16 protein-coding genes are annotated in these 22,048 nt (G+C 64.4%); 15 read left to right on the top strand and 1 reads right to left on the bottom strand.

What is annotated here, in order from left to right:
* The first annotated feature begins 379 nt into the window (after nucleotides 1-379).
* The 7 genes from MHZ97_RS19195 (at nucleotide 380) to cobA (ending at nucleotide 12,277) form a co-directional block, all read left to right on the top strand.
* The gene (locus tag MHZ97_RS19195) at nucleotides 380-1,609 is read left to right on the top strand and encodes a nitrate regulatory protein (RefSeq protein ID WP_239315453.1); all 1,230 of its coding nucleotides are present in this window, start codon (nucleotides 380-382) and stop codon (nucleotides 1,607-1,609) included.
* Nucleotides 1,610-1,872: 263 nt separating this feature from the next.
* Nucleotides 1,873-3,123, top strand: a complete 1,251-nt coding sequence (locus MHZ97_RS19190) for a CmpA/NrtA family ABC transporter substrate-binding protein (RefSeq protein ID WP_103797533.1) — start codon at nucleotides 1,873-1,875, stop codon at nucleotides 3,121-3,123.
* Between the two features lie 11 nt (nucleotides 3,124-3,134).
* Nucleotides 3,135-4,001, top strand: a complete 867-nt coding sequence (gene ntrB / locus MHZ97_RS19185; protein ID WP_239315454.1) for a nitrate ABC transporter permease — start codon at nucleotides 3,135-3,137, stop codon at nucleotides 3,999-4,001.
* Nucleotides 4,002-4,010: 9 nt separating this feature from the next.
* Complete coding sequence (locus tag MHZ97_RS19180) at nucleotides 4,011-4,796, top strand: ABC transporter ATP-binding protein (protein ID WP_103797535.1); 786 nt, start codon at nucleotides 4,011-4,013, stop codon at nucleotides 4,794-4,796.
* A gap of 10 nt (nucleotides 4,797-4,806) precedes the next feature.
* Nucleotides 4,807-8,871: a nitrite reductase large subunit NirB gene (nirB, locus tag MHZ97_RS19175; RefSeq protein WP_239315455.1), complete on the top strand. Its 4,065-nt coding sequence runs from the start codon at nucleotides 4,807-4,809 to the stop codon at nucleotides 8,869-8,871.
* Nucleotides 8,868-11,468, top strand: coding sequence for a nitrate reductase (locus tag MHZ97_RS19170; protein WP_239315456.1), 2,601 nt, complete (start codon nucleotides 8,868-8,870; stop codon nucleotides 11,466-11,468). Before nirB ends, MHZ97_RS19170 begins: the two co-directional genes overlap by 4 nt.
* An 11-nt stretch (nucleotides 11,469-11,479) precedes the next feature.
* Complete coding sequence (cobA, locus tag MHZ97_RS19165; protein ID WP_103797538.1) at nucleotides 11,480-12,277, top strand: uroporphyrinogen-III C-methyltransferase; 798 nt, start codon at nucleotides 11,480-11,482, stop codon at nucleotides 12,275-12,277.
* On the opposite strand, the gene MHZ97_RS19160 is transcribed toward cobA, so the two are convergent.
* The gene (locus tag MHZ97_RS19160) at nucleotides 12,274-13,092 is read right to left on the bottom strand and encodes a DeoR/GlpR family DNA-binding transcription regulator (protein ID WP_033747611.1); all 819 of its coding nucleotides are present in this window, start codon (nucleotides 13,090-13,092) and stop codon (nucleotides 12,274-12,276) included. The two genes, cobA and MHZ97_RS19160, sit on opposite strands and share 4 nt — an antisense overlap.
* A gap of 381 nt (nucleotides 13,093-13,473) precedes the next feature.
* Here MHZ97_RS19160 and MHZ97_RS19155 point away from each other — a divergent pair, with 381 nt between their 5' ends.
* From MHZ97_RS19155 to MHZ97_RS19120, 8 genes are all read left to right on the top strand, one after another.
* Nucleotides 13,474-14,271 carry a GolD/DthD family dehydrogenase gene (locus tag MHZ97_RS19155; protein ID WP_103797540.1) on the top strand — a complete coding sequence of 266 codons (798 nt, stop codon included), beginning with the start codon at nucleotides 13,474-13,476 and terminating at the stop codon, nucleotides 14,269-14,271.
* Nucleotides 14,272-14,325: 54 nt separating this feature from the next.
* Entirely contained in the window at nucleotides 14,326-15,261 is a 936-nt protein-coding gene (locus MHZ97_RS19150) for a D-ribose ABC transporter substrate-binding protein (RefSeq protein WP_239315457.1), read from the top strand.
* Between the two features lie 45 nt (nucleotides 15,262-15,306).
* Complete coding sequence (locus MHZ97_RS19145; RefSeq protein WP_103797542.1) at nucleotides 15,307-15,918, top strand: DUF2291 family protein; 612 nt, start codon at nucleotides 15,307-15,309, stop codon at nucleotides 15,916-15,918.
* Between the two features lie 9 nt (nucleotides 15,919-15,927).
* Nucleotides 15,928-17,460 (top strand): sugar ABC transporter ATP-binding protein, encoded by a 1,533-nt coding sequence (locus tag MHZ97_RS19140; protein ID WP_103797543.1) that lies wholly within the window; start codon nucleotides 15,928-15,930, stop codon nucleotides 17,458-17,460.
* Nucleotides 17,461-17,513: 53 nt separating this feature from the next.
* Nucleotides 17,514-18,581, top strand: a complete 1,068-nt coding sequence (locus MHZ97_RS19135; RefSeq protein WP_103797544.1) for an ABC transporter permease — start codon at nucleotides 17,514-17,516, stop codon at nucleotides 18,579-18,581.
* A 12-nt stretch (nucleotides 18,582-18,593) separates the two neighbouring features.
* Nucleotides 18,594-19,391, top strand: coding sequence for a glucose 1-dehydrogenase (locus tag MHZ97_RS19130; protein ID WP_239315458.1), 798 nt, complete (start codon nucleotides 18,594-18,596; stop codon nucleotides 19,389-19,391).
* Nucleotides 19,392-19,554: 163 nt separating this feature from the next.
* Nucleotides 19,555-20,997, top strand: coding sequence for a YchO/YchP family invasin (locus tag MHZ97_RS19125; RefSeq protein WP_239315459.1), 1,443 nt, complete (start codon nucleotides 19,555-19,557; stop codon nucleotides 20,995-20,997).
* A gap of 110 nt (nucleotides 20,998-21,107) precedes the next feature.
* Nucleotides 21,108-22,048: bestrophin family protein (locus MHZ97_RS19120; RefSeq protein WP_239323821.1), on the top strand; the 941-nt coding region annotated here is incomplete at its 3' end.

Below are 22,048 nucleotides of genomic sequence, written 5' to 3'. Positions count from 1 at the left end.
ATAGTACTGCGACCAGTCTACCTAAGACTTTTGAGATTTCAAACTATTGCGCTGTCGCTAAAGTCATGCTAGCCGGGCAGGCGCGCGGCGCGCAAAAATGCCGAAAAACGTCGCTGGGCAGTTCAGTTAAACCCGTTTAACTAATGAATGACGTAACGCGATGAATTATGAAGCAGCTTATTTTGTCATGGGCCACCAGGAATAGGAAATTATTAAATTTTTTTAATTGCTTCCACTTTTTGCCACGTCGCCAGGCTCGGCTGGACGCCCGCTATTTTCAGAATATCCGGGTGAGGGGGATCGCCTTTTTTTTGTAAAGCGGCATGGCTTTTGCTTCGTATTGCCCAGACAAGGCGACTCTGAGTAAAAGGTGACCCCTATGACCGACGCGCTGGCATACCTCCAGGCATCGCGCGACAGCGACATCGCCAGCCTGCAACGGCTGCTGCACACCGGCCAGCTGATTGCGGCGCTGAGCGAGCTGATCCACCAGCTGCAGCGCGAGCGCGGCGCCAGCAATATCTGGATCTGTTCGCAGGGGCGGCTGTTTAGCCAGGAGCGCCTGGCGCGCGAGGGTGAGGTAGGCGAGGCGATCCGGCGCTTTACCCGGGCGCTGCCGCCCGCGGCGGCCCATCCCGGCGACAGCCGCTTCTGCAATTTGATCGCCGCCGCGCTGCAGGCGCTGGCGGCGCTGCCGGGGCTGCGCACGCAGATGCTGGCGGGCGAGCGCGATCAGGCGCAGGCGATGCAGGCGTTCAACGAGGTGATCCGCACCCTGCTGACCCTGGTATTTGAGGCGGCGGATACCGCCAGCCATCCCGATATCTCCCGCGCGCTGATTGCGCTGTTCAGCTTTATGCAGGGCAAAGAGCTGGCAGGGCAGGAGCGCGCCACCGGATCGGCCGGCTTCGCCGCCGGCCGCTTCAGCGAAGAGCAGCGTCAGCGTATGGTGGCGCTGATCGCGGCGCAGGAGCAGAGTTTTGCCACCTTCAGCCAGTTCGCCGACGCCGACGCGCTGGCCCGCTGGCGTCCGCTGGCCTCCGCCAGCCGCGAGGTAGAGCGGCTGCGTCGCATCGCCTGCACCCTCGGCCAGGCGGAAGAGTCAGGCACCCTGCGCTGGTTCTCGCTGCTCAGCGCCCGCATCGATCAGATGAAAACGCTGGAGGATCACCTTACCGCCACGCTGATGACGCGCTGTCGCCAGGCGATTCAGACCGCGCAGAGCGAAGCCGCCCAGCCGGTCCCGGCGGCGGACCAGAGCTTTAGCCTCTATATCGCCGGCGCCGACTGGCTGCCGGAGGATCAGACCCGCCTGCACAGCGACGGGCTGGCGCATCAGCTTGGCCGCTCGGTGCTGTCGCTGGTGCGCGAGCAGGCGCAGCGTCTGCAGCGCCAGGCGGATGAGCTGGCGACCATGCGCGCCACCTTAGAGGAGCGGCGAACTATCGATCAGGCGAAGGCCTGGCTGATGCAGCAGCACGGCTACGACGAGCCGGCGGCGTGGCAGGCGCTGCGCAAAAGCGCCATGAACCAGAATAAACGCATTATTGATATCGCCCAGGCGGTACTGGCGGTGGCCGCGATGACGCAGCCCCCCGCGCAGCCGTAAGGGGCAGCTACCTCTGCAGAGGTAGATGCACAACCGCTGTGCGCAGGCCGCGTTAACAAAGTGCATCCCTCTGGCCTGGCCGCGCCGGGAGCCGCGGCGCGGCGGGTTCATTAACCTGGCACGCTCCTTGCTGGACTTACAGGGTATTCGCACTTCTTTCGCCAACGGCGGCGAAACAGTGCTTTGGATAAAGGCGTCCATCCGCATGCGCAGGCATGTCGGTCGGACGCCTTTTTTTATTCCCTTTTTTCAGGAAGCGAGCGATGAGCCACTCCTCTTTTTCCGCCTCACGGCGCAAGTTGTTACTCGCCGGCGCCGCTGTCGGCGGCGCATATCTGCTGCCAGGGCTGCGTAACGCCGTCTGGGCCGCCGGTTCCGACGCGCCGGAGAAGGCGAGCCTGCGCGTCGGGTTTATTCCGCTGACCGACTGCGCGCCGGTGGTGATGGCGGCGGTCAAGGGCTTCGATAAAAAGTACGGCCTGACGCTGCAGCCGAGCAAAGAGGCGAGCTGGGCGGCAGTACGCGACAAGCTCACCGCCGGCGAGCTGGACGCCGCCCATGCGCTCTACGGCATGATCTACGGCCTGCAGCTGGGCGTGGCGGGGCCGCAGCACGACATGGCCAACCTGATGACCCTTAACAACAACGGCCAGGCGATTACGCTCTCCAGCCAGCTGAAAGCGCAGGGCGTCACCGACGCCGCCAGCCTGAAGCAGGCGGTCGCGGCGCAGCCAAAAGGCACCTTTAGCTTCGCCCACACCTTTCCAACCAGCACCCACGCGATGTGGCTCTACTACTGGCTCGCCGAGGCGGGCATTCATCCGTTTAACGACGTTCGCACCCTTGTCGTGCCGCCGCCGCAGATGGTGATGAATATGAAGATCGGCAATATGAGCGGCTTCTGCGTCGGCGAGCCGTGGAACCAGCGCGCCATCAGCGACAACATCGGCTTTACCGCCGCGACCTCGCAGCAGATCTGGCCCGATCACCCGGAGAAGATCCTCGCCACCCGCGCCGAGTGGGTGAAAAGCAATCCCAACAGCGCCCGCGCGCTTACCGCCGCGGTGCTGGAGGCGGCGCGCTGGATCGACGCCTCTGACGATAACCGCCGTGAAACCGCGGCGGTGCTGGCGCAGCGCGCCTGGATCAATACCCGAGTCGAGACGCTGGAAGGGCGGATGCTCGGTCAGTACCAGAACGGCCTCGGCAAAAGCTGGCAGGACGCGCATCCGATGCGCTTTTTCCGCGACGGCGCGGTGAGCTTTCCCTGGCTCTCCGACGGCATGTGGTTCCTGACGCAGCTGAAGCGCTGGGGCATGCTCAGCGCCGATCCCGACTATCTGGCGGTGGCGCGCCAGGTTAACCGCATCGATATCTACAAACAGGCGGCCAGCGCCGTCGGCAACGTTGCGCTGCCGCAAAGCGAGCTGCGCAGCAGCACCCTGATGGACGGCAAGGTATGGGACGGCACGCATCCCGCCGCTTACGCCGCCAGCTTCGCCCTGAAACGCTAAGAGAGGCAGAAATGAAAAAAGTCGCGCAGATCAGCGCCCCGGCGGCGGTCGAACCCGGCACCGTTATCACCCTGAATCTGAAACCGAAAAGCGCGGCCCGCCCGGCGCGCCTGCGTCCGCTGATGCAGCGCCTTATTCCGGCGCTGTGCGGCCTGCTGCTGATGCTGCTGGTGTGGCAGATCGCCGCGCTGTGGAGCAGCGGCTTTCCCACGCCCTACGCCACCTGGCAGGCGGCGCTGACGCTGTTCGCCGCTCCCTTCTATAACGCCGGACCAAACGATCAGGGCATCGGCTGGAACGTGCTCGCCTCGCTGCAGCGCGTCGCCGTCGGCTTCGGCCTGGCGGCGCTGGTGGGCATTCCCGCTGGCTTTCTGATCGGGCGCTTTACCTTTGTGTCGCGCATGTTCAGCCCGATTATCGCGCTGCTGCGCCCGGTCAGCCCGCTCGCCTGGCTGCCTATCGGCCTGCTGCTGTTTCAGCGCGCCGAACCCGCCTCCAGCTGGACCATTTTTATCTGCTCTGTCTGGCCGATGGTAATCAACACCGCCGAAGGGGTGCAGCGCATCCCACAGGACTACCTCAACGTGGCGCGCGTGCTGCAGCTTTCCGAGTGGACGATCCTGCGCCGCATCCTGTTTCCCGCCGTGCTGCCAGCGGTGCTTACCGGCGTGCGGCTCTCCATCGGCATCGCCTGGCTGGTGATCGTCGCCGCCGAAATGCTTACCGGCGGGCTCGGCATCGGCTTCTGGATCTGGAACGAGTGGAACAACCTTAACGTCGAGAACATCCTCATCGCCATTCTGCTTATCGGCGTGGTGGGCCTGCTGCTGGAGCAGGGCCTGATGCTGCTGGCGCGTCGTTTTAGCTGGGATAAATAAGGAGTCGCTATGTCACCGATTATTCGCGTTCAGCAGGTCAGCCAGCGTTTCACCACGGCGGGCGGCGACTTTCTCGCCCTGGACAACGTCTCGTTCGATATTCACGAAGGGGAAACCCTTAGCCTGATTGGCCACTCCGGCTGCGGCAAATCGACGCTGCTCAACCTGATCGCCGGGCTGAGCGCGCCGAGCAGCGGCGTGCTGCTGTGCGACAACCGCGAAATCGCCGGGCCAGGCCCGGAGCGCGCGGTGGTGTTTCAGAACCACTCGCTGCTGCCCTGGCTGACTGCCTGGCAGAACGTCGAGCTGGCGGTGCGCCAGGTCTTTAAGGGACGCATGAGCAAGGCGGAGATGGGCGAGTGGGTAGAGCACAACCTCAATCGCGTGCAGATGAGCCATGCGATGCACAAGCGTCCCGGCGAGATATCGGGCGGCATGAAGCAGCGCGTCGGCATTGCGCGCGCGCTGGCGATGAAGCCGCGCGTGCTGCTGCTCGACGAGCCGTTCGGCGCGCTCGATGCGCTGACGCGCGCCCACTTGCAGGATAGCGTGATGCGCATCCAGCAGGAGCTGAACACCACCATCGTGCTGATCACCCACGACGTCGACGAGGCGGTGCTGCTCTCCGACCGGGTGCTGATGATGACCAACGGCCCGGCGGCGAAAGTGGGCGAGATCCTCGCCGTCGATCTCCCCAGGCCGCGATCGCGGGTGGCGCTGGCGGACGACGCGCGCTATCACCAGCTGCGCCAGCAGATCCTGCACTTTCTTTATGAAAAACAGACCGCAGCCTGAGGAGCGGCATATGAAGCAACGGCTGCTGGTGGTGGGCAACGGTATGGCGGGGATGCGCATGGTTGAGTGCCTGCTGCGGCTCGCCCCGGATCGCTACGCCATTACGGTGATCGGGCGTGAGCCGCACGGCAATTATAACCGCGTGCTGCTGTCGCCGGTGCTGGCGGGCGAGACATCCTTTGAAGAAACGCTGATCCACACGCCGGCGTGGTATCAGCAACAGGGCGTCACGCTGCTGGCGGGCGAAACGGTGCAGCGCGTCGACCTTGCGGCGCGGCGGCTGGAAACCGACCGCCGCGCGCTGCAGTGGGATCGGCTGGTGTTCGCCACCGGATCGCGCCCGCGGCTGCCCGCTATACCCGGCATTGACCGGCCGCAGGTCTGTGGCTTTCGCACCAGGGCGGACGTCGACGCGCTGCTGGCCGGGAAGGGGCCGGTGGTGGTGCTGGGCGGCGGCTTCCTCGGCATTGAGGCCGCCGCCGCGCTGTGCGCCAGGGGGCGCGAGGTCACGCTGCTGCACCCTAAGCGCTGGCTGCTGGATCGCCAGCTGGATGCCCAGGCGGGCGCGCTGCTGGAGGCGCAGCTGCGTTCACGCGGGCTACGGGTAGCGCTTAACAGCGGGCTGGCGGCAGTGACGGAAAGCGGCGTACTGCTCGCCGACGGCCGTGCGCTGCCGGCCGCGCAGGTGGTGATCGCCATCGGTATTGAGCCGGAGATCGCCGTTGCGGCGGCGGCGGGCGTCCCCTGTGGGCGCGGCATCCTGGTGAATCGCCAGCTGCGTAGCGCAGTGCCCGGCGTCTACGCGCTCGGCGAGTGCTGCGAAATCGACGGCGAAACCTTCGGCCTGGCGGCGCCCGGTCAGGCGCAGGCGGCGGTGCTGGCGGCGCAGCTGGCCGGGCAGCCGGCTGCGGATTTTCACCATCAGGAAAGCGGCACCCGCCTCAAGGTCAGCGGCATTTCGCTGTTCAGCTGCGGGGATATTCGCGAGGCGGAGAGCTGCATCAGCTTCGACCCGCTCTCTGGCGACTACCGCCGTCTGTTTTTGCGCGACGGCCGCCTGACAGGGGTGCTGCTCTACGGCGACTGTCGGCAGGCCGCGCCGCTGCTGGCAAAGCTGCAGGCGGGCGAACCCGCCGCGCTGCACACCCTTTTTGACACTCCACCCGAATCGCAGCCGCAGGCTGCAGGAAGCCCGATGATGAGTAAACCGGTATTAGCCGTGGTCGGTCACGGCATGGTTAGCCACTATTTCCTCGAACAGCTGGTGGCGCGCGCGCTGCACCAGCGCTATCACATCGTGGTCTACGGCGAAGAGCGGCTGCCCGCCTATGATCGCGTCCATCTCTCATCCTGGTTCGAGGGCAAAAGCGCCGCCGACCTGTCGCTGGTCGGCGAGGATTTCTTTGCGGCGCACGGTATCGAGCTGCGCAGCAGCTGTCGGGTGGTCGCCATCGATCGCCAGCAGCGCAGCCTGCGCGACAGCCGCGGCGACGAGCTGGCGTGGGATAAGCTGGTGCTCGCCACCGGCTCGCGTCCTTTTGTGCCGCCCATTCCCGGCCATGACGACGCCCGCTGCTTCGTCTACCGCACGCTGGACGATCTCGACGCCATCGCCGCCTGCGCGCGCCGCAGCCAGCGCGGGGTGGTGATCGGCGGCGGCCTGCTGGGGCTGGAGGCGGCCAATGCGCTGCGTCAGCTCGGGCTGGAGACCCATGTGGTTGAGTTCGCGCCGCGCCTGATGGGGGTACAGCTCGACGAGGGCGGCGCGCAGATGCTGCGGCGTAAAATTGAGGCGCTCGGCGTGCAGGTACATACTGCGAAGGAGACGCAAACCCTTGCGCGCGAAGCGGACGGCAGCCTGACGCTGCAGTTTGCCGACGGCGAGAGGCTCAACACCGATATGGTGCTCTTTTCGGTGGGTATTCGTCCGCGCGACGAGCTGGCACGGGAGGCGGGGCTGAGCCTGGGGGCGCGCGGCGGCATCGCTATTAACGATCGCTGCCAGACCAGCGACGAGGCGGTGTTTGCCATCGGCGAATGCGCGCTGTGGAACGGGCAGATCTTCGGCCTGGTGGCGCCCGGCTATCAGATGGCGCGGGTGCTGGCCGGACAGCTCGCCGGCGAGGCCAGCACCTTCAGCGGCGCGGATATGAGCACGAAACTCAAGCTGCTCGGCGTTGAGGTCGCCTCGTTCGGCGACGCGCACGGCCGCACGCCGGGCAGCCAGAGCCTCTACTGGACCGACGAGCCGAAGGGGATTTACAGAAAGATCGTGGTGTGCGGCGAGGGCAAAACCCTGCTGGGGGGCGTGCTGGTGGGAGACAGCAGCGACTACAGCACGCTGCTGCAGATGATGCTTAACCAGATGGCGCTGCCCGCCGCGCCGGAGAGCCTGATCCTGCCCGCACTGGCGGCATCGCCGGGCCGGGCATCGGGCGTGGCGGCCCTGCCGGAAAGCGCGCAGGTCTGCTCCTGCCACAGCGTCAGCAAGGGCGATATCTGCGCCGCGGTGCAGGCGGGCTGCGGCGATATGGCGGCAGTGAAGCAGTGTACCCGCGCGGCCACCGGCTGCGGCGGCTGTTCGGCGCTGGTAAAGCAGGTGATGGAGCACCAGCTGGCGAATCTGGGTGTCGTGGTAAAAAAAGATATCTGCGAGCACTTCCCCTGGTCACGCCAGGAGCTTTATCACCTGATGCGCGTCGGCGAGCTGAAAAGCTGGGAGGCGCTGCTGGCGGCGCACGGGCGCGGCCACGGCTGCGAGGTGTGCAAACCGCTGGCGGCGTCGCTGCTCGCCTCCTGCTGGAACGACTACCTGCTGAAGCCGGCGCACCTGCCGCTGCAGGAGACCAACGATCGCTACTTCGCCAATATCCAGAAAGATGGCAGCTACTCGGTGGTGCCGCGCGTGGCGGGCGGTGAGATCACCCCGCAGGGGCTGATCGCCATCGGCGAGGTGGCGGCGCGCTACGATCTCTACACCAAAATTACGGGCGGCCAGCGTATCGATCTTTTCGGCGCGCGGCTCGATCAGCTGCCCGCTATCTGGGAGGCGCTGCTGGCGGCGGGCTTTGAGACCGGCCACGCCTACGGCAAATCGCTGCGCACGGTGAAGTCCTGCGTCGGCTCCAGCTGGTGCCGCTACGGCGTGCAGGATTCGACCGCCTTCGCCATCGCGCTGGAGCACCGTTACAAAGGGCTGCGCGCGCCGCACAAGATCAAAATGGCGGTGTCGGGCTGCACCCGCGAGTGCGCCGAGGCGCAGAGCAAAGATATCGGCGTTATCGCCACCGAGAAAGGCTGGAATCTTTACGTCTGCGGCAACGGCGGCATGAAGCCGCGCCACGCCGATCTCTTCGCCAGCGATCTCGACGACGAGACGCTGATCCGCTACGTCGACCGCATCCTGATGTTCTACGTGCGCACCGCCGACCGGCTGCAGCGCACCAGCGTCTGGATGGATAACCTTGAAGGGGGGCTTGACTACCTGCGCCAGGTGGTAATCGAGGACAGCCTCGACATTGCGGCGACGCTGGAGGCGGAGATGCAGCGCGTGGTCGACAGCTACCAGTGCGAATGGCGAACCACGCTGGCGGATCCCTCGCGGCGCGCGCTCTTTACCACCGCCGTTAACGGCGACGGGCCGGACGAGACGCCGCCTTACCATCGGGTGCGCGACCAGCGTCAGCCCGCAACGCAGGCGCGTATCCCGCTGCGCGAGCTGCCCGCCGAGCCCTGGAGCGCGCTGTGCGATCTTGCGGCGGTGCCGCCGCAGGCGGGCATCGGCGCGCGTCTCGGCAGCGAGCGCATTGCGCTGTTCCGCTTCGGCGACGCCCTCTATGCGCTGGAGGATCGCGAGCCGGGCAGCGAGGTCAGCGTGCTGTCGCGCGGCATCCTCGGCGACGTGGCGGGGGAGCCGGTGGTGATCTCGCCGCTCTATAAACAGCGCGTGCGGCTGCGCGACGGGCAGAGCCTCGACGATCCACAGCAGCGGCTGCGCTGCTGGCCGGTGAAGCTGGAAGCGGGGCAGATCTGGGTGGCGAACCGGCCGCTGAACCTGATGGCGGAAGCCTCATGAAGAGCACCTGTCCCTACTGCGGCGTCGGCTGCGGCGTCAGCGTGAGCGCCAGCGGCGTCGTCACCGGCGACCCCAGCCATCCGGCCAGCCACGGTCGCCTGTGCGTGAAAGGCGCGGCGCTGGGCGACACCCTGCATGCCAGCGGGCGGCTGTTGCGGGCGCGGGTCGACGGCGAACCGGTAGCGCTGGAGAGGGCGCTGGAGAGTGCCGCCGCGCGACTGCGCGCCATTATTGACCGGCACGGCCCGGAGGCGGTGGCGATCTACGCCTCCGGCCAGCTGCTCACCGAGGACTATTACGTCGCCAATAAGCTGATGAAGGGATATATCGGCGCGGCCAATATCGATACCAATTCGCGGCTCTGCATGGCCTCGGCGGTGGTGGGCTACAAGCGCGCCTTTGGCGCCGACGCGGTGCCCTGCTGCTATGCCGATTTCGCCGAGGCGGATCTGGTAGTGCTGGTGGGGTCCAACGCCGCCTGGACGCATCCGGTGGCTTATCAGCAGCTGGTGCAGGCGAAGCAGCAGCGCCCGGCGATGCGGGTGGTGGTGATCGATCCGCGCCGCACCGCGAGCGCCGATCTGGCGGATCTGCATCTGCCGCTGCGGCCGGGCAGCGACGGCGCACTGTACGCTGGCCTGCTCAACTGGCTGGCGCAGCATAGCGGCATCGACAGCAGCATGCTGCCCCACCTGAACGGCGTAGAGGAGACGCTGGCGGCGGCGCAGCCCTGGACGCTGGCGCGCACGGCGGCGGCCTGCGAGCTGGATAGCGATCTGCTGACGCAGTTCTACCAGCTCTTTAGCGGCAGCGATCGCGTACTGACGCTCTGGTGCATGGGCATTAACCAGTCGGTCGCCGGCAGCGACCATAATAACGCCATTCTTAACGTCCATCTGCTGAGCGGCAAGCTGGGCCGCGCGGGCTGCGGCCCCTTTTCGCTGACCGGGCAGCCTAACGCCATGGGCGGACGCGAAGTGGGCGGACTGGCGAACCAGCTGGCGGCGCATATGGGCTTCAGCGACGCCGAGTGCGACCGGCTGCAGCGCTTCTGGCGCAGCCCGACGGTGGCGCGGCGGCCAGGCCTTACCGCCGTGGCGCTGTTCGAGGCGGTGGCGCGCGGCGAGGTAAAGGCGGTGTGGATCCTCGGCACCAACCCGGCGGCGTCAATGCCGGAAGGCAACCGCGTGGCGCAGGCGCTGGCGAGCTGTCCGCTGGTGATCGTCTCCGACGTGATGGCGCAGACCGACACCACGGCGTTCGCCGATATTCTGCTGCCCGCGCTCGGCTGGGGCGAAAAAAACGGCACCGTTACCAACTCCGAGCGGCGCATCTCGCGCCAGCGCGCCTTTGTGCCGCCGCCCGGCGAGGCGAAGCCAGACTGGTGGCTGCTGGCGCAGGTGGCGCAGCGGCTCGGCTTTGGCGACGCCTTCGCCTGGCAGCATCCGGCGGAGATTTTTCGCGAGCACGCTGCGCTCTCCGGCTTTGAAAACCAGGGCCAGCGCGCTTTCGACATCAGCGCTCTGGCGCAGCTCAGCGATGAGAGCTGGGATCGGCTGAAGCCGGTACAGTGGCCGGTCAACGCGCGCTTTCCCCACGGCTGTGCCCGGCTGTTTGGCGATCGCCGCTTTTTCCATGCCGACGGCAAGGCGCGGCTGCTGCCCTGCGCCGCGCCGCTGGCGCTGGCGGCTGACGAAGCCTGTCCGCTGCTGATGAACAGCGGACGCATCCGCGATCAGTGGCACACCATGACGCGCACTGGCGCGGTGCCGCGTCTGATGCAGCATATCGACGAGCCCTTTATCGCGCTGCATCCGGTGACGGCGCAGCGCTGGGGCCTCGCCGACGGCGACCTGGCGCGGGTGCAGTCGACGCGCGGCTGGATGGTGGCGCGGGTGCGGATCGACAGCGGCATGCGGCCTGACGAGCTGTTTGCGCCGATGCACTGGAACCGCCAGTTCGCCCTGCAGAGCAGCGTCGGCGCGCTGGTGACGGCGCGCTGCTGTCCCGCGTCGGGCCAGCCGGCGCTGAAGCAGACGGCGGTGCGTCTCCAGCCGCTGCGCACCGACTGGCAGGGCTGGCTGTGGCAGCGCGATATCCACCCACCCGCCGGGCTGCGCTACTGGGCACGCGCGCCGCAGGCAGGCGCGCAGCGGCTGACGCTGGCGGGCGATGGCGCCGCCAGCGACTGGGCGCAGGCGCAGCTGGCGACGCAGAACATGCAGCTGCAGCAGGCGACGGGTGCCGCGGGTGAGTACCGGCTGCTGGCGTGGCGCGAAGGCGAGCTGCAGCTGGCATTCTACGCCGCGCCGCGTCTGCCGACGCTTGACCAGGGGCTGATTAGCGCTGCTTTCTGCGCGCCGCCCGCCGACGCCGCCGGACGCTTTGCGCTGCTGGCGGGCTGCAGCGCACAGGGCAACGACGCGGGGCGCATCATCTGCAGCTGTTTCGGCGTCGGCGAAACGGCGATCCGCCGGGCGATAGAGGAGGGCTGCGACTCGCCTGCGGCGCTGGGGGCCGCGCTGAAGTGCGGCACCAACTGCGGCTCCTGCATTCCTGAACTTAAACAACTGCTACTCACGCCTGCAACGGCGTAACGGAGAGGCCTGTGACCCACGCAATTGATTCACTGAACAAACTGCTGTCCACCGGCGACCGGGAGGGCCGCGTCTGGCTGGTTGGCGCAGGCCCGGGCGACGTTGAGCTACTGACGGTCAAAGCGCTGCGGCTGCTGCATCAGGCGGAGGTGGTGGTGTATGACCGGCTGGTGAGCGAAGCGGTCATGGCGGAGGTGCCGGCCTCGGCGCTCTGCATCGACGTTGGCAAGCAGCCCGGCCGCCACGGCCTGAAGCAGGGCGAGATCAACCAGCTGCTGGCGGATCTGGCGCGCGGCGGCCGCGAGGTGGTGCGGCTGAAGGGTGGCGATCCCTTTATTTTCGGGCGCGGCGGCGAAGAGCTGGCGTTTCTGCAGCAGGCGCAGGTGCGCTGCGAGGTGGTGCCGGGGATAACCGCCGCCGTGGGCTGCGCCGCCGCCAGCAACATTCCGCTGACGCACCGCGACTGCGCGCAGTCGCTGCGCCTTATCACCGGCCACGGCAGGCTGGGCGAGCCGCAGCTGGCGGATCGCAGCTATGGCGACCCGCGCGAAACCCTGGTGTTCTATATGGGGCTGCGCTGGAGCGCCTCGATCGCCGCCCAGCTGCAGGCGCAGGGCCGCGCAGGGGAGACGCCGGTGGCGATCGTCGAGAACGGCACGCGCGCGGATCAGCGGGTGCTGATCACGTCGCTGGCCGGGCTGGCGCAGACGGTGGCGCAGCAGCAGCCGGTTTCACCCTCGCTGCTGATCGTCGGTGAGGTGGTGCGCTACGCGACGGCGGCGCAGCAGGCCGCCGCCGCGCAGGCTTAAACCGCACGCCGCTGCGCCTGCGGCAGCGAGGCTACCAGCACGTTAACGCCGAGCGCCTCAAAGGCGGCAATCTGCGCCGCGCTGATGCCGTCGTCGGTGATCAGATAGTGAATATGGCTCCAGTCGCAGGGCAGCGCGAACATCGACACCTTGTCGATTTTGCTTGAGTCCGCCACCACATAAACCGTGCTGGCGGAGTTGATCATCGCCATCTTCACCTTGATATCGGTTTCGCTGGGAAAGCTGAGGCCGAGGCGCGGTGAGATGCAGGCGGTGGCGAGAAACAGCTTCTGCGCCAGCACGTTTTCAAAGAAGCTCGCCGCCTTTTCGCCGGAGGTGGAGAGCGTCGGGAATTTAAAGGTGCCTCCGGTAAGCAGAATGTTGATGCCCGGCTCGCCGCCCAGCTTGAGGGCGATATTCACTGCCGTGGTCACCACCGACAGGCGGCGGATATGACCGATCGCCTCGGCGATGGCGGTGGTGGTGGTGCCCGAATCGAAAATCACCGTGTCGCCGTTTTCGATATGCTGCGCCGCCAGCCGGCCAATCGCCTCTTTTTCCTCCAGATGGGTCTGCCGCTCCAGCAGCAGCGCGCCGGTGTTCTGCTTGCCGGTCATCAGGGTCGCGCCGCCGTGATAGCGCTGCACAAAGCCCTGCTTTTGCAGCATTCTCAGGTCGGTGCGGATGGTCGCCTCCGTCAGGCCGAACGCCTCCGTCAGCGCCTTTACCGTCACCGTGCCGTCTTCGCGGATCATCTCCAGAATCTTTTCGCGGCGCTGCTGCATATCGGCAAGCTGCTCACTTTTGCTTTTCAATCGAAACGCTCCCTCTTCTCAATCACGGTTATATCCGGCGAACTGATGCCTGTCGCTGAGTTTACCCCGCACTTTTGGCGAATGCGAGGTAGCCTGCTGCGCCATTTGTTTTCGAACGAAAATGTATTTCGCCCATCTCTTTGAAAGTGCAGGGTTCGCTTAGCGCCTTTATCCATGCCTGTTAGCGGCTGTTTACGCTATATCACGGGAAAACAAGGGGATAAAAATAATTTCTGTCAGGTGTATGAAATTTGATCTCACCCACATACCATTGCGTTTCGATAGCTTATATTTTTGTTCGAAAATCAATTATCCCGTAAGCCCGGAAAAAATCCGTTTTTAACTGGAGCGGCCGCCGGCAACGATACAAGTGAGGAACAGATGAGCAGCGAATATGACGTAAATCTGCGCTACGGCGTCGACAGCACGATGGATCTTGGCGGCAAGGTGGCGGTGGTGACCGGCGGGCTTGGCGGCATCGCCATGGCGAGCAACGAGATGCTGCTGGCGAAAGGGGCGCGGCTGGCGCTGCTCTATCCTCCTTTCGAAGCGGACAAGGTCGCCAGCCTGCGCGACGCCTTCGACGCCGACAGCGTGCAGTTTGTGCAGTGCGACGTCACCGATCCTGGCTCGGTGGAGAGGGCGTTTAACGAGGTGGCGCAGCACTATGGCCAGATCGATATTCTGGTTAACTGCGCTGGCTACGTGATGCTGCAGCCGGTGCTGGAAACCGATTTTGCCGAATGGCAGAAGCAGATTGCCGTCAACCTGACCGGGCCGTTTCTCTGCGCCCAGGCGGCGGGACGGCGGATGATCGCCGCGGGCAACGGCGGCAAGATTATCAATATCGCCTCGCAGGCCGCCTCCATCGCCATCGACAACCACGTCGCCTACACCTCCGCGAAGGCGGGGCTGCTCGGCATGACCAAAGTGATGGCGAAGGAGTTCGCACCGCACCGCATCAACGTCAATACCCTGTCGCCCACCGTGGTGCTGACGCCGATGGGCGAAAAGGCCTGGCGCGGCGAAAAGGGCGAACAGATGAAAAAGCTGATCCCCTTAGGCCGCTTCGCCTATACCGACGAAATCGCCGCCGCCGTGCTCTTTTTCGCCAGCAACGGCAGCGACATGATTACCGGCGCCGATCTGATGATCGATGGCGGTTTCACTATCTGGTAATGCAGCACCAGCCTGACGCCTCACCACCCTATAAACAGAAGAGAGAATATCGCCATGAAAATCCGCTCCCTGCTGTGCAGCGCTATCGCCGCCGGCCTCTTCTCCAGCGCCGGCTTCGCGGCGGAGAAAGGCACCATTATGATCCTCGTTAACTCGCTGGATAATCCCTATTACGCCTCGGAAGCCAAAGGCGCCAACCTCAAGGCGCAAGCGCTGGGCTACAAAACCTCGGTGCTGTCGCACGGCGAAGATGTGAAGAAGCAGAGCGAGCTGATCGACGCTGCCATCGGCAAAAAAGTGCAGGGCATCATTCTCGATAACGCCGACTCCACCGCCAGCGTCGCGGCGATTAAAAAGGCCAAAGACGCCGGTATCCCGGTGGTGCTGATCAACCGTGAAATCCCGGTAGACGACGTGGCGCTGGAGCAGATCACCCATAACAACTTCCAGGCCAGTTCCGACGTGGCCACCGTGTTCGTCGAGAAGATGGGCGAGAAGGGCAAATATGCCGAGCTGACCTGCAACCTGGCTGACAACAACTGCGTAACGCGATCGAAATCCTTCCATCAGGTGCTGGACCAGTACCCCGATATGCAGAGCGTGGCGCGCCAGGATGCGAAAGGTACCCTGATCGACGGCAAGCGCATTATGGACAGCATTCTGCAGGCGCATCCCGATGTGAAAGGGGTGATCTGCGGCAACGGGCCGGTGGCGCTGGGCGCCATCGCCGCCCTGAAGGCGGCGGGCCGCGACGACGTGACCGTGGTGGGCATCGACGGCAGCAACGACGAGCGCGACGCGGTGAAGGCGGGCACGCTGAAAGCCACGGTGATGCTGCAGGCGCAGGCGATCGCCGCGCAGGGCGTCACCGATCTGGATAACTTTATTCAGAAGGGCGTTAAGCCGGCGAAGCAGCGCGTGATGTTCCGCGGCATCCTGATTACGCCGGACAACGCCAGCGGCGTGCAGGACTTCAACTTTAAGTCGTAACCCCTCGCAGCGGCGCCCGTTGCAGACGGGCGTCAGGAGAACCCCATGGAAAGACGACTCTGGCTTCTGCTTCCTCTGGTTGTGCTCAGCGGGTGCCGCATTGTGTCGCAGCAGGAGCTGGCGGATCTGAAAAATCCGCCTAATCCGAAGATGGCCAATATCGACCGGACCTGGCGCGAACAGCTGGTGCCACAGGTGCAGCGCGACGCGAAACCGGCAGACGAACTGCTGAAGGCGCTGCAGGCGGCGAAAGATTTCGACAGCGCCTGCAGCACGCTGGGCTACCGCAGCCAGGCGGAGAACCCCTGCGTGTTCAGCGTCAGCCTCAGCGGCGAGGTAACAGCGGTCAATACCACCTCGCGCAGCGGCCGTATGACGGTGAAACAGGCTTCTGGCACCACCGTCACGGTGCAAACCGGGCCGATTATTCCCGGCACCGCGCTGCGCGACGCCTATAAAGGGGCAAGCTATCAGGACTTTAACGACCAGGTGCTGTTTGGCGACTACGGCCGCGCCATCAATCAGCAGGCCTCCAGCATGATGACCGCCTTTAAGCCGAAAGTGGGCGACAAGGTGCAGCTGACGGGCGTATTCAGCAGCTGGGATGTGCCGCAGCAGATCCCGAACGTGACGCCTGTCGCCATCGCGCGGCAGTAAGGAGCGGCTATGCAGCATTCACAAGCAGAGGCGGCCAGCGAGGTGATTATCGAGACGCGCGGCCTGTCGCGCATCTATCCCGGCGTCACCGCCCTCGATCAGGTCAACTACCGCGTCTATCGCAATAAGGTCAACGTGCTGATCGGCGAAAACGGCGCGGGCAAATCCACCATGATGAAGATGCTGGCGGGGGTTGAGACCCCCTCCAGCGGCGAAATCCTGCTCGACGGCCAGCCGGTATCGCTCTCCTCAACGCAGCAGGCGGAAAAACAGGGCATCAGCATTATCTTTCAGGAGCTGAACCTTTTTCCCAATATGAACGTGATGGACAACATCTTTATCGCCAACGAGTTCTTTCAGCGCGGGGTGATTAACGAAAAGTATCAGTATGCGCTGGCGAAGTCGCTGCTGGAGCGGCTGGAGCTGGATGTGGATCCCTGGGCGCCGCTGGGCGAGCTGGGTATTGGCCATCAGCAGCTGGTGGAGATTGCGCGGGCGCTTTCCAAAGATACGCGGGTGCTGATTATGGATGAGCCGACCAGCGCGCTCAGCCAGTCAGAGGTCAGGGTGCTGTTCAACGTCATCGAGCAGCTGAAGCGGCGCGGCGTCACCATTATCTATATCTCGCACCGGCTGGAGGAGCTGATGGAGATTGGCGATCACATCACCATTTTCCGCGACGGCCGCTTTATCAGCGAGCGCGAGGTGCGCGATGCCAGCGTGCCCTGGATTATTGAACAGATGGTCGGCGACAAGAAAAAGCATTTTGACTATCAGGCGGCGCCGCAGGGCGAAACCGTGCTGGAGGTGGAGGGGCTGACCGCCCTGCATCAGAACGGCGGCTACCGGCTTAACGACGTCAGCTTCTCGCTGCGCAAAGGGGAAGTGATCGGCATCTACGGCCTGCTGGGGGCCGGGCGCACCGAGCTGTTCAAGGGGCTGATCGGCCTGATGGCGTGCCAGTCGGGCAGGGTGCGGCTGGCGGGCAGCGCGCTGGAGCGCAGCAGCTTTCAGCAGCGGCTAAAGCGCGGCATTACGCTGGTGCCGGAGGATCGCCAGGGCGAAGGCGTGGTGCAGCTGATGTCGATCGCCGCCAATATGACGCTCACCGACCTCAGCCTGCGCGGCTTCCGCCGCGCGCTGCGTCTGCTGCACCCGGCAAAAGAGAAGCGGCGCGTCGACGAGATGATCCAGCATCTGGCGATTAAGGTCAGCGATCCCGAGCTGCCGATCACCTCGCTGAGCGGCGGCAACCAGCAGAAGGTGGTGCTGGGCAAGGCGCTGATGACCGGGCCGCAGGTGGTGCTGCTGGATGAGCCGACGCGCGGCATCGACGTCGGCGCGAAAACCGACGTCTATCACCTGATCGGCACGCTGGCGCAGCAGGGGCTGGCGGTGATGTTCTCCTCATCCGAACTGGACGAGGTGATGGCGCTGGCGGACCGCGTGCTGGTGATGGCCGACGGGCGTATCACCGCCGATTTACCCCGCGCCGACGCGACGCGCGAGAAACTGATTACGGCCTCGACGCCGCATGACTAAGCCGCCGGTTTACCGGGCATGACGGGCGAGTCCGATCGCCCGCAGGAGAGATGATGAACCAAAAATACCTGCTCTATATGTACCTGCTGAAGGCGCGCACCTTTATCGCGCTGCTGATCGTTATCGGCTTTTTCAGCGTGATGGTGCCCAACTTTCTCACGCCGTCAAACCTGCTGATTATGACCCAGCACGTCGCCATTACCGGGCTGCTGGCGATCGGCATGACGCTGGTGATCCTTACCGGCGGCATCGATCTCTCGGTGGGCGCGGTGGCGGGCATCTGCGGCATGGTGGCGGGGGCGCTGCTCACCAGCGGCGTGCCGCTGTGGCACGGCAATACCCTGTTCCTTAACGTGCCGGAGGTGATCCTCACTGTGGCGCTGTTTGGCGTGCTGATCGGGCTGATCAACGGCGCGGTAATTACCCGGCTGGGCGTCGCGCCCTTTATCTGCACTCTCGGCATGATGTACGTGGCGCGCGGCGCGGCGCTGCTGTTTAACGACGGCAGCACCTACGCCAACCTGGTGGGCCTGCCGGCGCTCGGCAATACCGGCTTCGCCTTTCTCGGCTCCGGCACCCTGCTTGGCGTCTATCTGCCAATCTGGCTGATGGTGGGCTTTCTGCTGCTCGGCCTCTATCTGACGCGCAAAACGCCGCTGGGACGCTATATCTACGCCACCGGCGGCAATGAGTCGGCCGCGCGGCTGGCGGGGGTGCCGATCGTAAAGGTGAAGATTTTCGTCTACGCCTTCTCTGGCCTCTGCGCCGGGCTGGTGGGGCTGGTGGTGGCGTCGCAGCTGCAAACCGCTCATCCCATGACCGGCAATATGTTTGAGATGGACGCCATCGGCGCCACGGTGCTGGGCGGTACGGCGCTGGCAGGCGGTCGCGGGCGCGTATCCGGCTCGATTATCGGCGCGTTCGTGATCGTCTTCCTCGCCGACGGCATGGTGATGATGGGCGTCAGCGACTTCTGGCAGATGGTGATCAAGGGGCTGGTGATCGTTACCGCCGTGGTGATCGACCAGTTCCAGCAGCGGTTGCAAAGCAAAGTGGTGCTGCTGCGTCGCCATGAAAAAAAGCAGCAGTCGACATCGGTATCTGAAGTCAGTCATGGATAAGGGGAGGGCAATATGACGCGTAATTTCCAGGGACAAACCGTGGTGATCACCGGCGCCTGCCGCGGCATTGGGGCAGGCATCGCGGCGCGCTTCGCGCGCGACGGCGCAAATCTGGTGATAGTTTCCAACGCCGAGCGGGTGTTTAGCACCGCCGAGGCGCTGAAGCAGGCGTACGGCAGCGATATTCTGGCGCTGCAGGTGGACGTTACCGACGAAGCCGCGGTTCAGCAGCTCTATCAGCAGGCGTCCGACCGCTTTGGCCGCATCGACGTGTCGATCCAGAATGCGGGCGTCATCACCATCGACCGCTTCGACGCCATGCCGAAAGCGGATTTTGACAAGGTGCTGGCGGTGAACACCACCGGCGTCTGGCTCTGCTGCCGCGAGGCGGCGAAGTATATGGTGCGGCAGAACGGCGGCAGCCTGATCAATACCTCATCGGGTCAGGGGCGGCAGGGGTTTATCTACACGCCGCACTACGCGGCGAGCAAGATGGGGGTGATCGGCATTACCCAGAGCCTGGCGCTGGAGCTGGCGCCCTGGCATATCACCGTCAACGCCTTCTGTCCTGGCATTATCGAAAGCGAGATGTGGGACTACAACGATCGCGTCTGGGGCGAGATCCTCAGCAGCGAGCAGAAAACCTATGGCAAGGGCGAGCTGATGGCGGAGTGGGTAGAGAATATTCCGCTGAAGCGCGCGGGCCAGCCGGAAGATGTCGCCGGGCTGGTGGCCTTTCTCGCCTCTGACGACGCGCGCTACATTACCGGCCAGACCATCAACGTCGATGGCGGGCTAATCTTCTCCTGACGGCGATTACAGGCTGGATAAATCTGAGTTTATCCAGCTTTTCCCCTGGTTTACCCGCTTTTCCCCGCCTTTCTCTGCAAATTCATCATGATGTGTTAAAGTAGACTTAGTCCATTTTGTGAGACAGGTCTCGTTAATTAGCCGAAAAATCCGATAAGACGCTATGTTTTTTCACCGCTTTGCCCGCTTGTTTTTTGTCTCTTCGCCTCTCGCCGTGGCGATCCTTTCCGCTGTGCCTGCTGCTCAGGCTTTCACCTCTTCCGCCTCGGTAGCGGAGACGCCCTTCGAGGACCCGGCGCGCTTTAACCAGCAGCTGGCGGCGCTGCCGTCGCTGGGCAACGGGCAGAGCGACGACGAGTGGAATAAGCGGCTCGCCGCTATCGCCAAAGATATCGGCGAAGCGAGCCAGAACGGCGACAGCGATACCAGTTTCGGCCAGCAGGCGGGCGTCTGGGCCTTTAACCATTTCCGCGACGAGGTGGCGAGCCGCGTTGAGAGCGAAGGGCAGTCGCTGCTCTCGCCCTACGGCAACGCCCAGCTCGATCTGATGGTGGATATGCAGGGCAACTTTACCGGCACCGGCGGCGATCTCTTCAGCGCGCTGGCGGACGAGCGCAGCTATCTTACCTTTAGCCAGGTTGGGGTGCGCGATACCAGCGACGGGCTGGTGGGCAACGTCGGGCTGGGCCAGCGCTGGGTGACGCCGAACTGGCTGCTAGGCTATAACGCCTTTCTCGATCGCAGCTTTGATATCGGCCAGCAGCGCGCCTCGCTCGGCACCGAAGCCTGGAATGAGAATCTGCGCTTCTCCGCCAACTACTATCACCCGCTGGGCGGCTGGAAGAACAGCGGCGAAACCCAGCAGCAGCGCATGGCGCGCGGCTATGACATCACCACCCAGAGCTATCTGCCATTCTATCGCCAGCTCGGCGTTTCCCTGAGCTGGGAGCAATATTTCGGTGACAACGTCGATCTGTTTCACAGCGGCAACCGCTATCATAATCCCTACGCGCTGTCGCTTGGTCTCTCCTATACGCCGGTGCCGCTGGTAACCCTTTCAGCCAGCCACAAAACCAGCAGCGCGGGCGAAACGCAGGATCAGCTGGGCCTGAAGCTTAACTATCGCTTCGGCGTGGCGCTGAGCAAGCAGCTGGAGCCAGGCAACGTCGCCGAGGCGCGTTCGCTGCGCGGCAGCCGCTACGACCGCGTCACCCGTTCCGACACACCGGTGCTCAATTTCCGCCAGCGCAAAACCCTGTCGGTGTTTCTCGCCACGCCGCCGTGGCAGCTGACGCCGGGCGAAAGCCTGCCGCTGAAGCTGCAGATCCGCCACAGCAACCCGATCAAGGCGGTGAGCTGGCAGGGCGATACCCAGGCGCTGAGCCTGACGCCGCCGGCGGATAACAGCCAGCCGCAGGGCTGGAGCCTGATTGTGCCCGCCTGGGACGACTCGCCGGGTGCCAGCAACGAATATCATCTGTCGGTGACGCTGGAGGATGATAAGCAGCAGCGCGTTACCTCAAACTGGATCACCCTGACGGTGCAGCCGCCGATGCAGGCCGATGCCGCGCAGGGGTCAGATCGCTTCGATATTATGGCGCCCTGACAGCAGGGGCGGGGTCAGGATTAAATTGTGACAATTGTCACAATTTATCGCTGGTCAGCCGGCCGGGAAAGTCGCAGAATCGCCGCAAAATCCCTTGTCACCTGCTTATCATGATCGTTCGTCCCCATCGCCACTGGTTCGTTCGTTTGTTCGCCTGGCACGGCTCCGTGCTGCCTGATATTTCGTTTCGTTTATTGCTCAATTTGCTGATGTCGCTGCTCGCGCTCGCGCTGCTCAACTGGTATGAGACGCTGGGCATTAAGCTAACGCTGGCGCCATTCAGCCTGCTCGGCGTCTCTATCGCGGTGTTTCTCGGCTTCCGCAACAGTGTCTGCTTTGCCCGCTTCAGCGAGGCGCGCCATTTTTTTGGCGCGCTGCTTATCGCCTGCCGCACCCTGCAGCGTCAGGTGCTGGCGCTCTTTCCTGAGGATGCGCCGCGTATTCAGGCGCTGCTGCTCGCCTTCTGCTACAGCCTGAAGCATCAGCTGCGCCGCAGCGACGCGCGCGCCGATCTGCAGCGGCTGCTGGGCGAAGATGCCGAGTGGGTGCTGTCGCGCCGCTCGCCAACCAATATGCTGCACCTTCAGCTGTCGCACTGGCTGGCAGATCAGCGTCGTCAGGGGAAAATCAGCGACCTGGTGTGGGGCAATATCGACGAAAGCCTGAATCAGCTGGCGGCGGTGCTCGGCGGCTGCGAGCGGCTGGCGAGCATGCCGGTGCCCTTCGCCTATGGGCTGCTGCTGCACCGTACCGTCTATCTCTTCTGCACGCTGCTGCCGTTCGCGCTGGCGCCCGATCTGCACTATATGACGCCGCTGGTATCGATGTTTATCGCCTACACCTTTTTGTCGCTCGATACGCTGGCGGAAGAGCTGGAGATGCCTTTCGGCTATCAGAACAACCATCTGCCGATGGATGCGATTTGCACCAATATCGAGATCAGCCTGCGGGAAATGGCGGGGGAAGAGGAGACGCTGCCGTCGCGTGGTTCTCCGGGAGTTAGGGGGCGGGGGCGGCGGCGTAGGGAGCGGGGGCGGGTGCGCCGCGGGTT

This window comes from Pantoea sp. ACRSC, assembly GCF_022346785.1.
Lineage (GTDB): Bacteria > Pseudomonadota > Gammaproteobacteria > Enterobacterales > Enterobacteriaceae > Pantoea > Pantoea alvi.
Note: the sequence above shows the minus strand (reverse complement) of the source record. Positions and strands in the feature narration are given on the sequence as shown.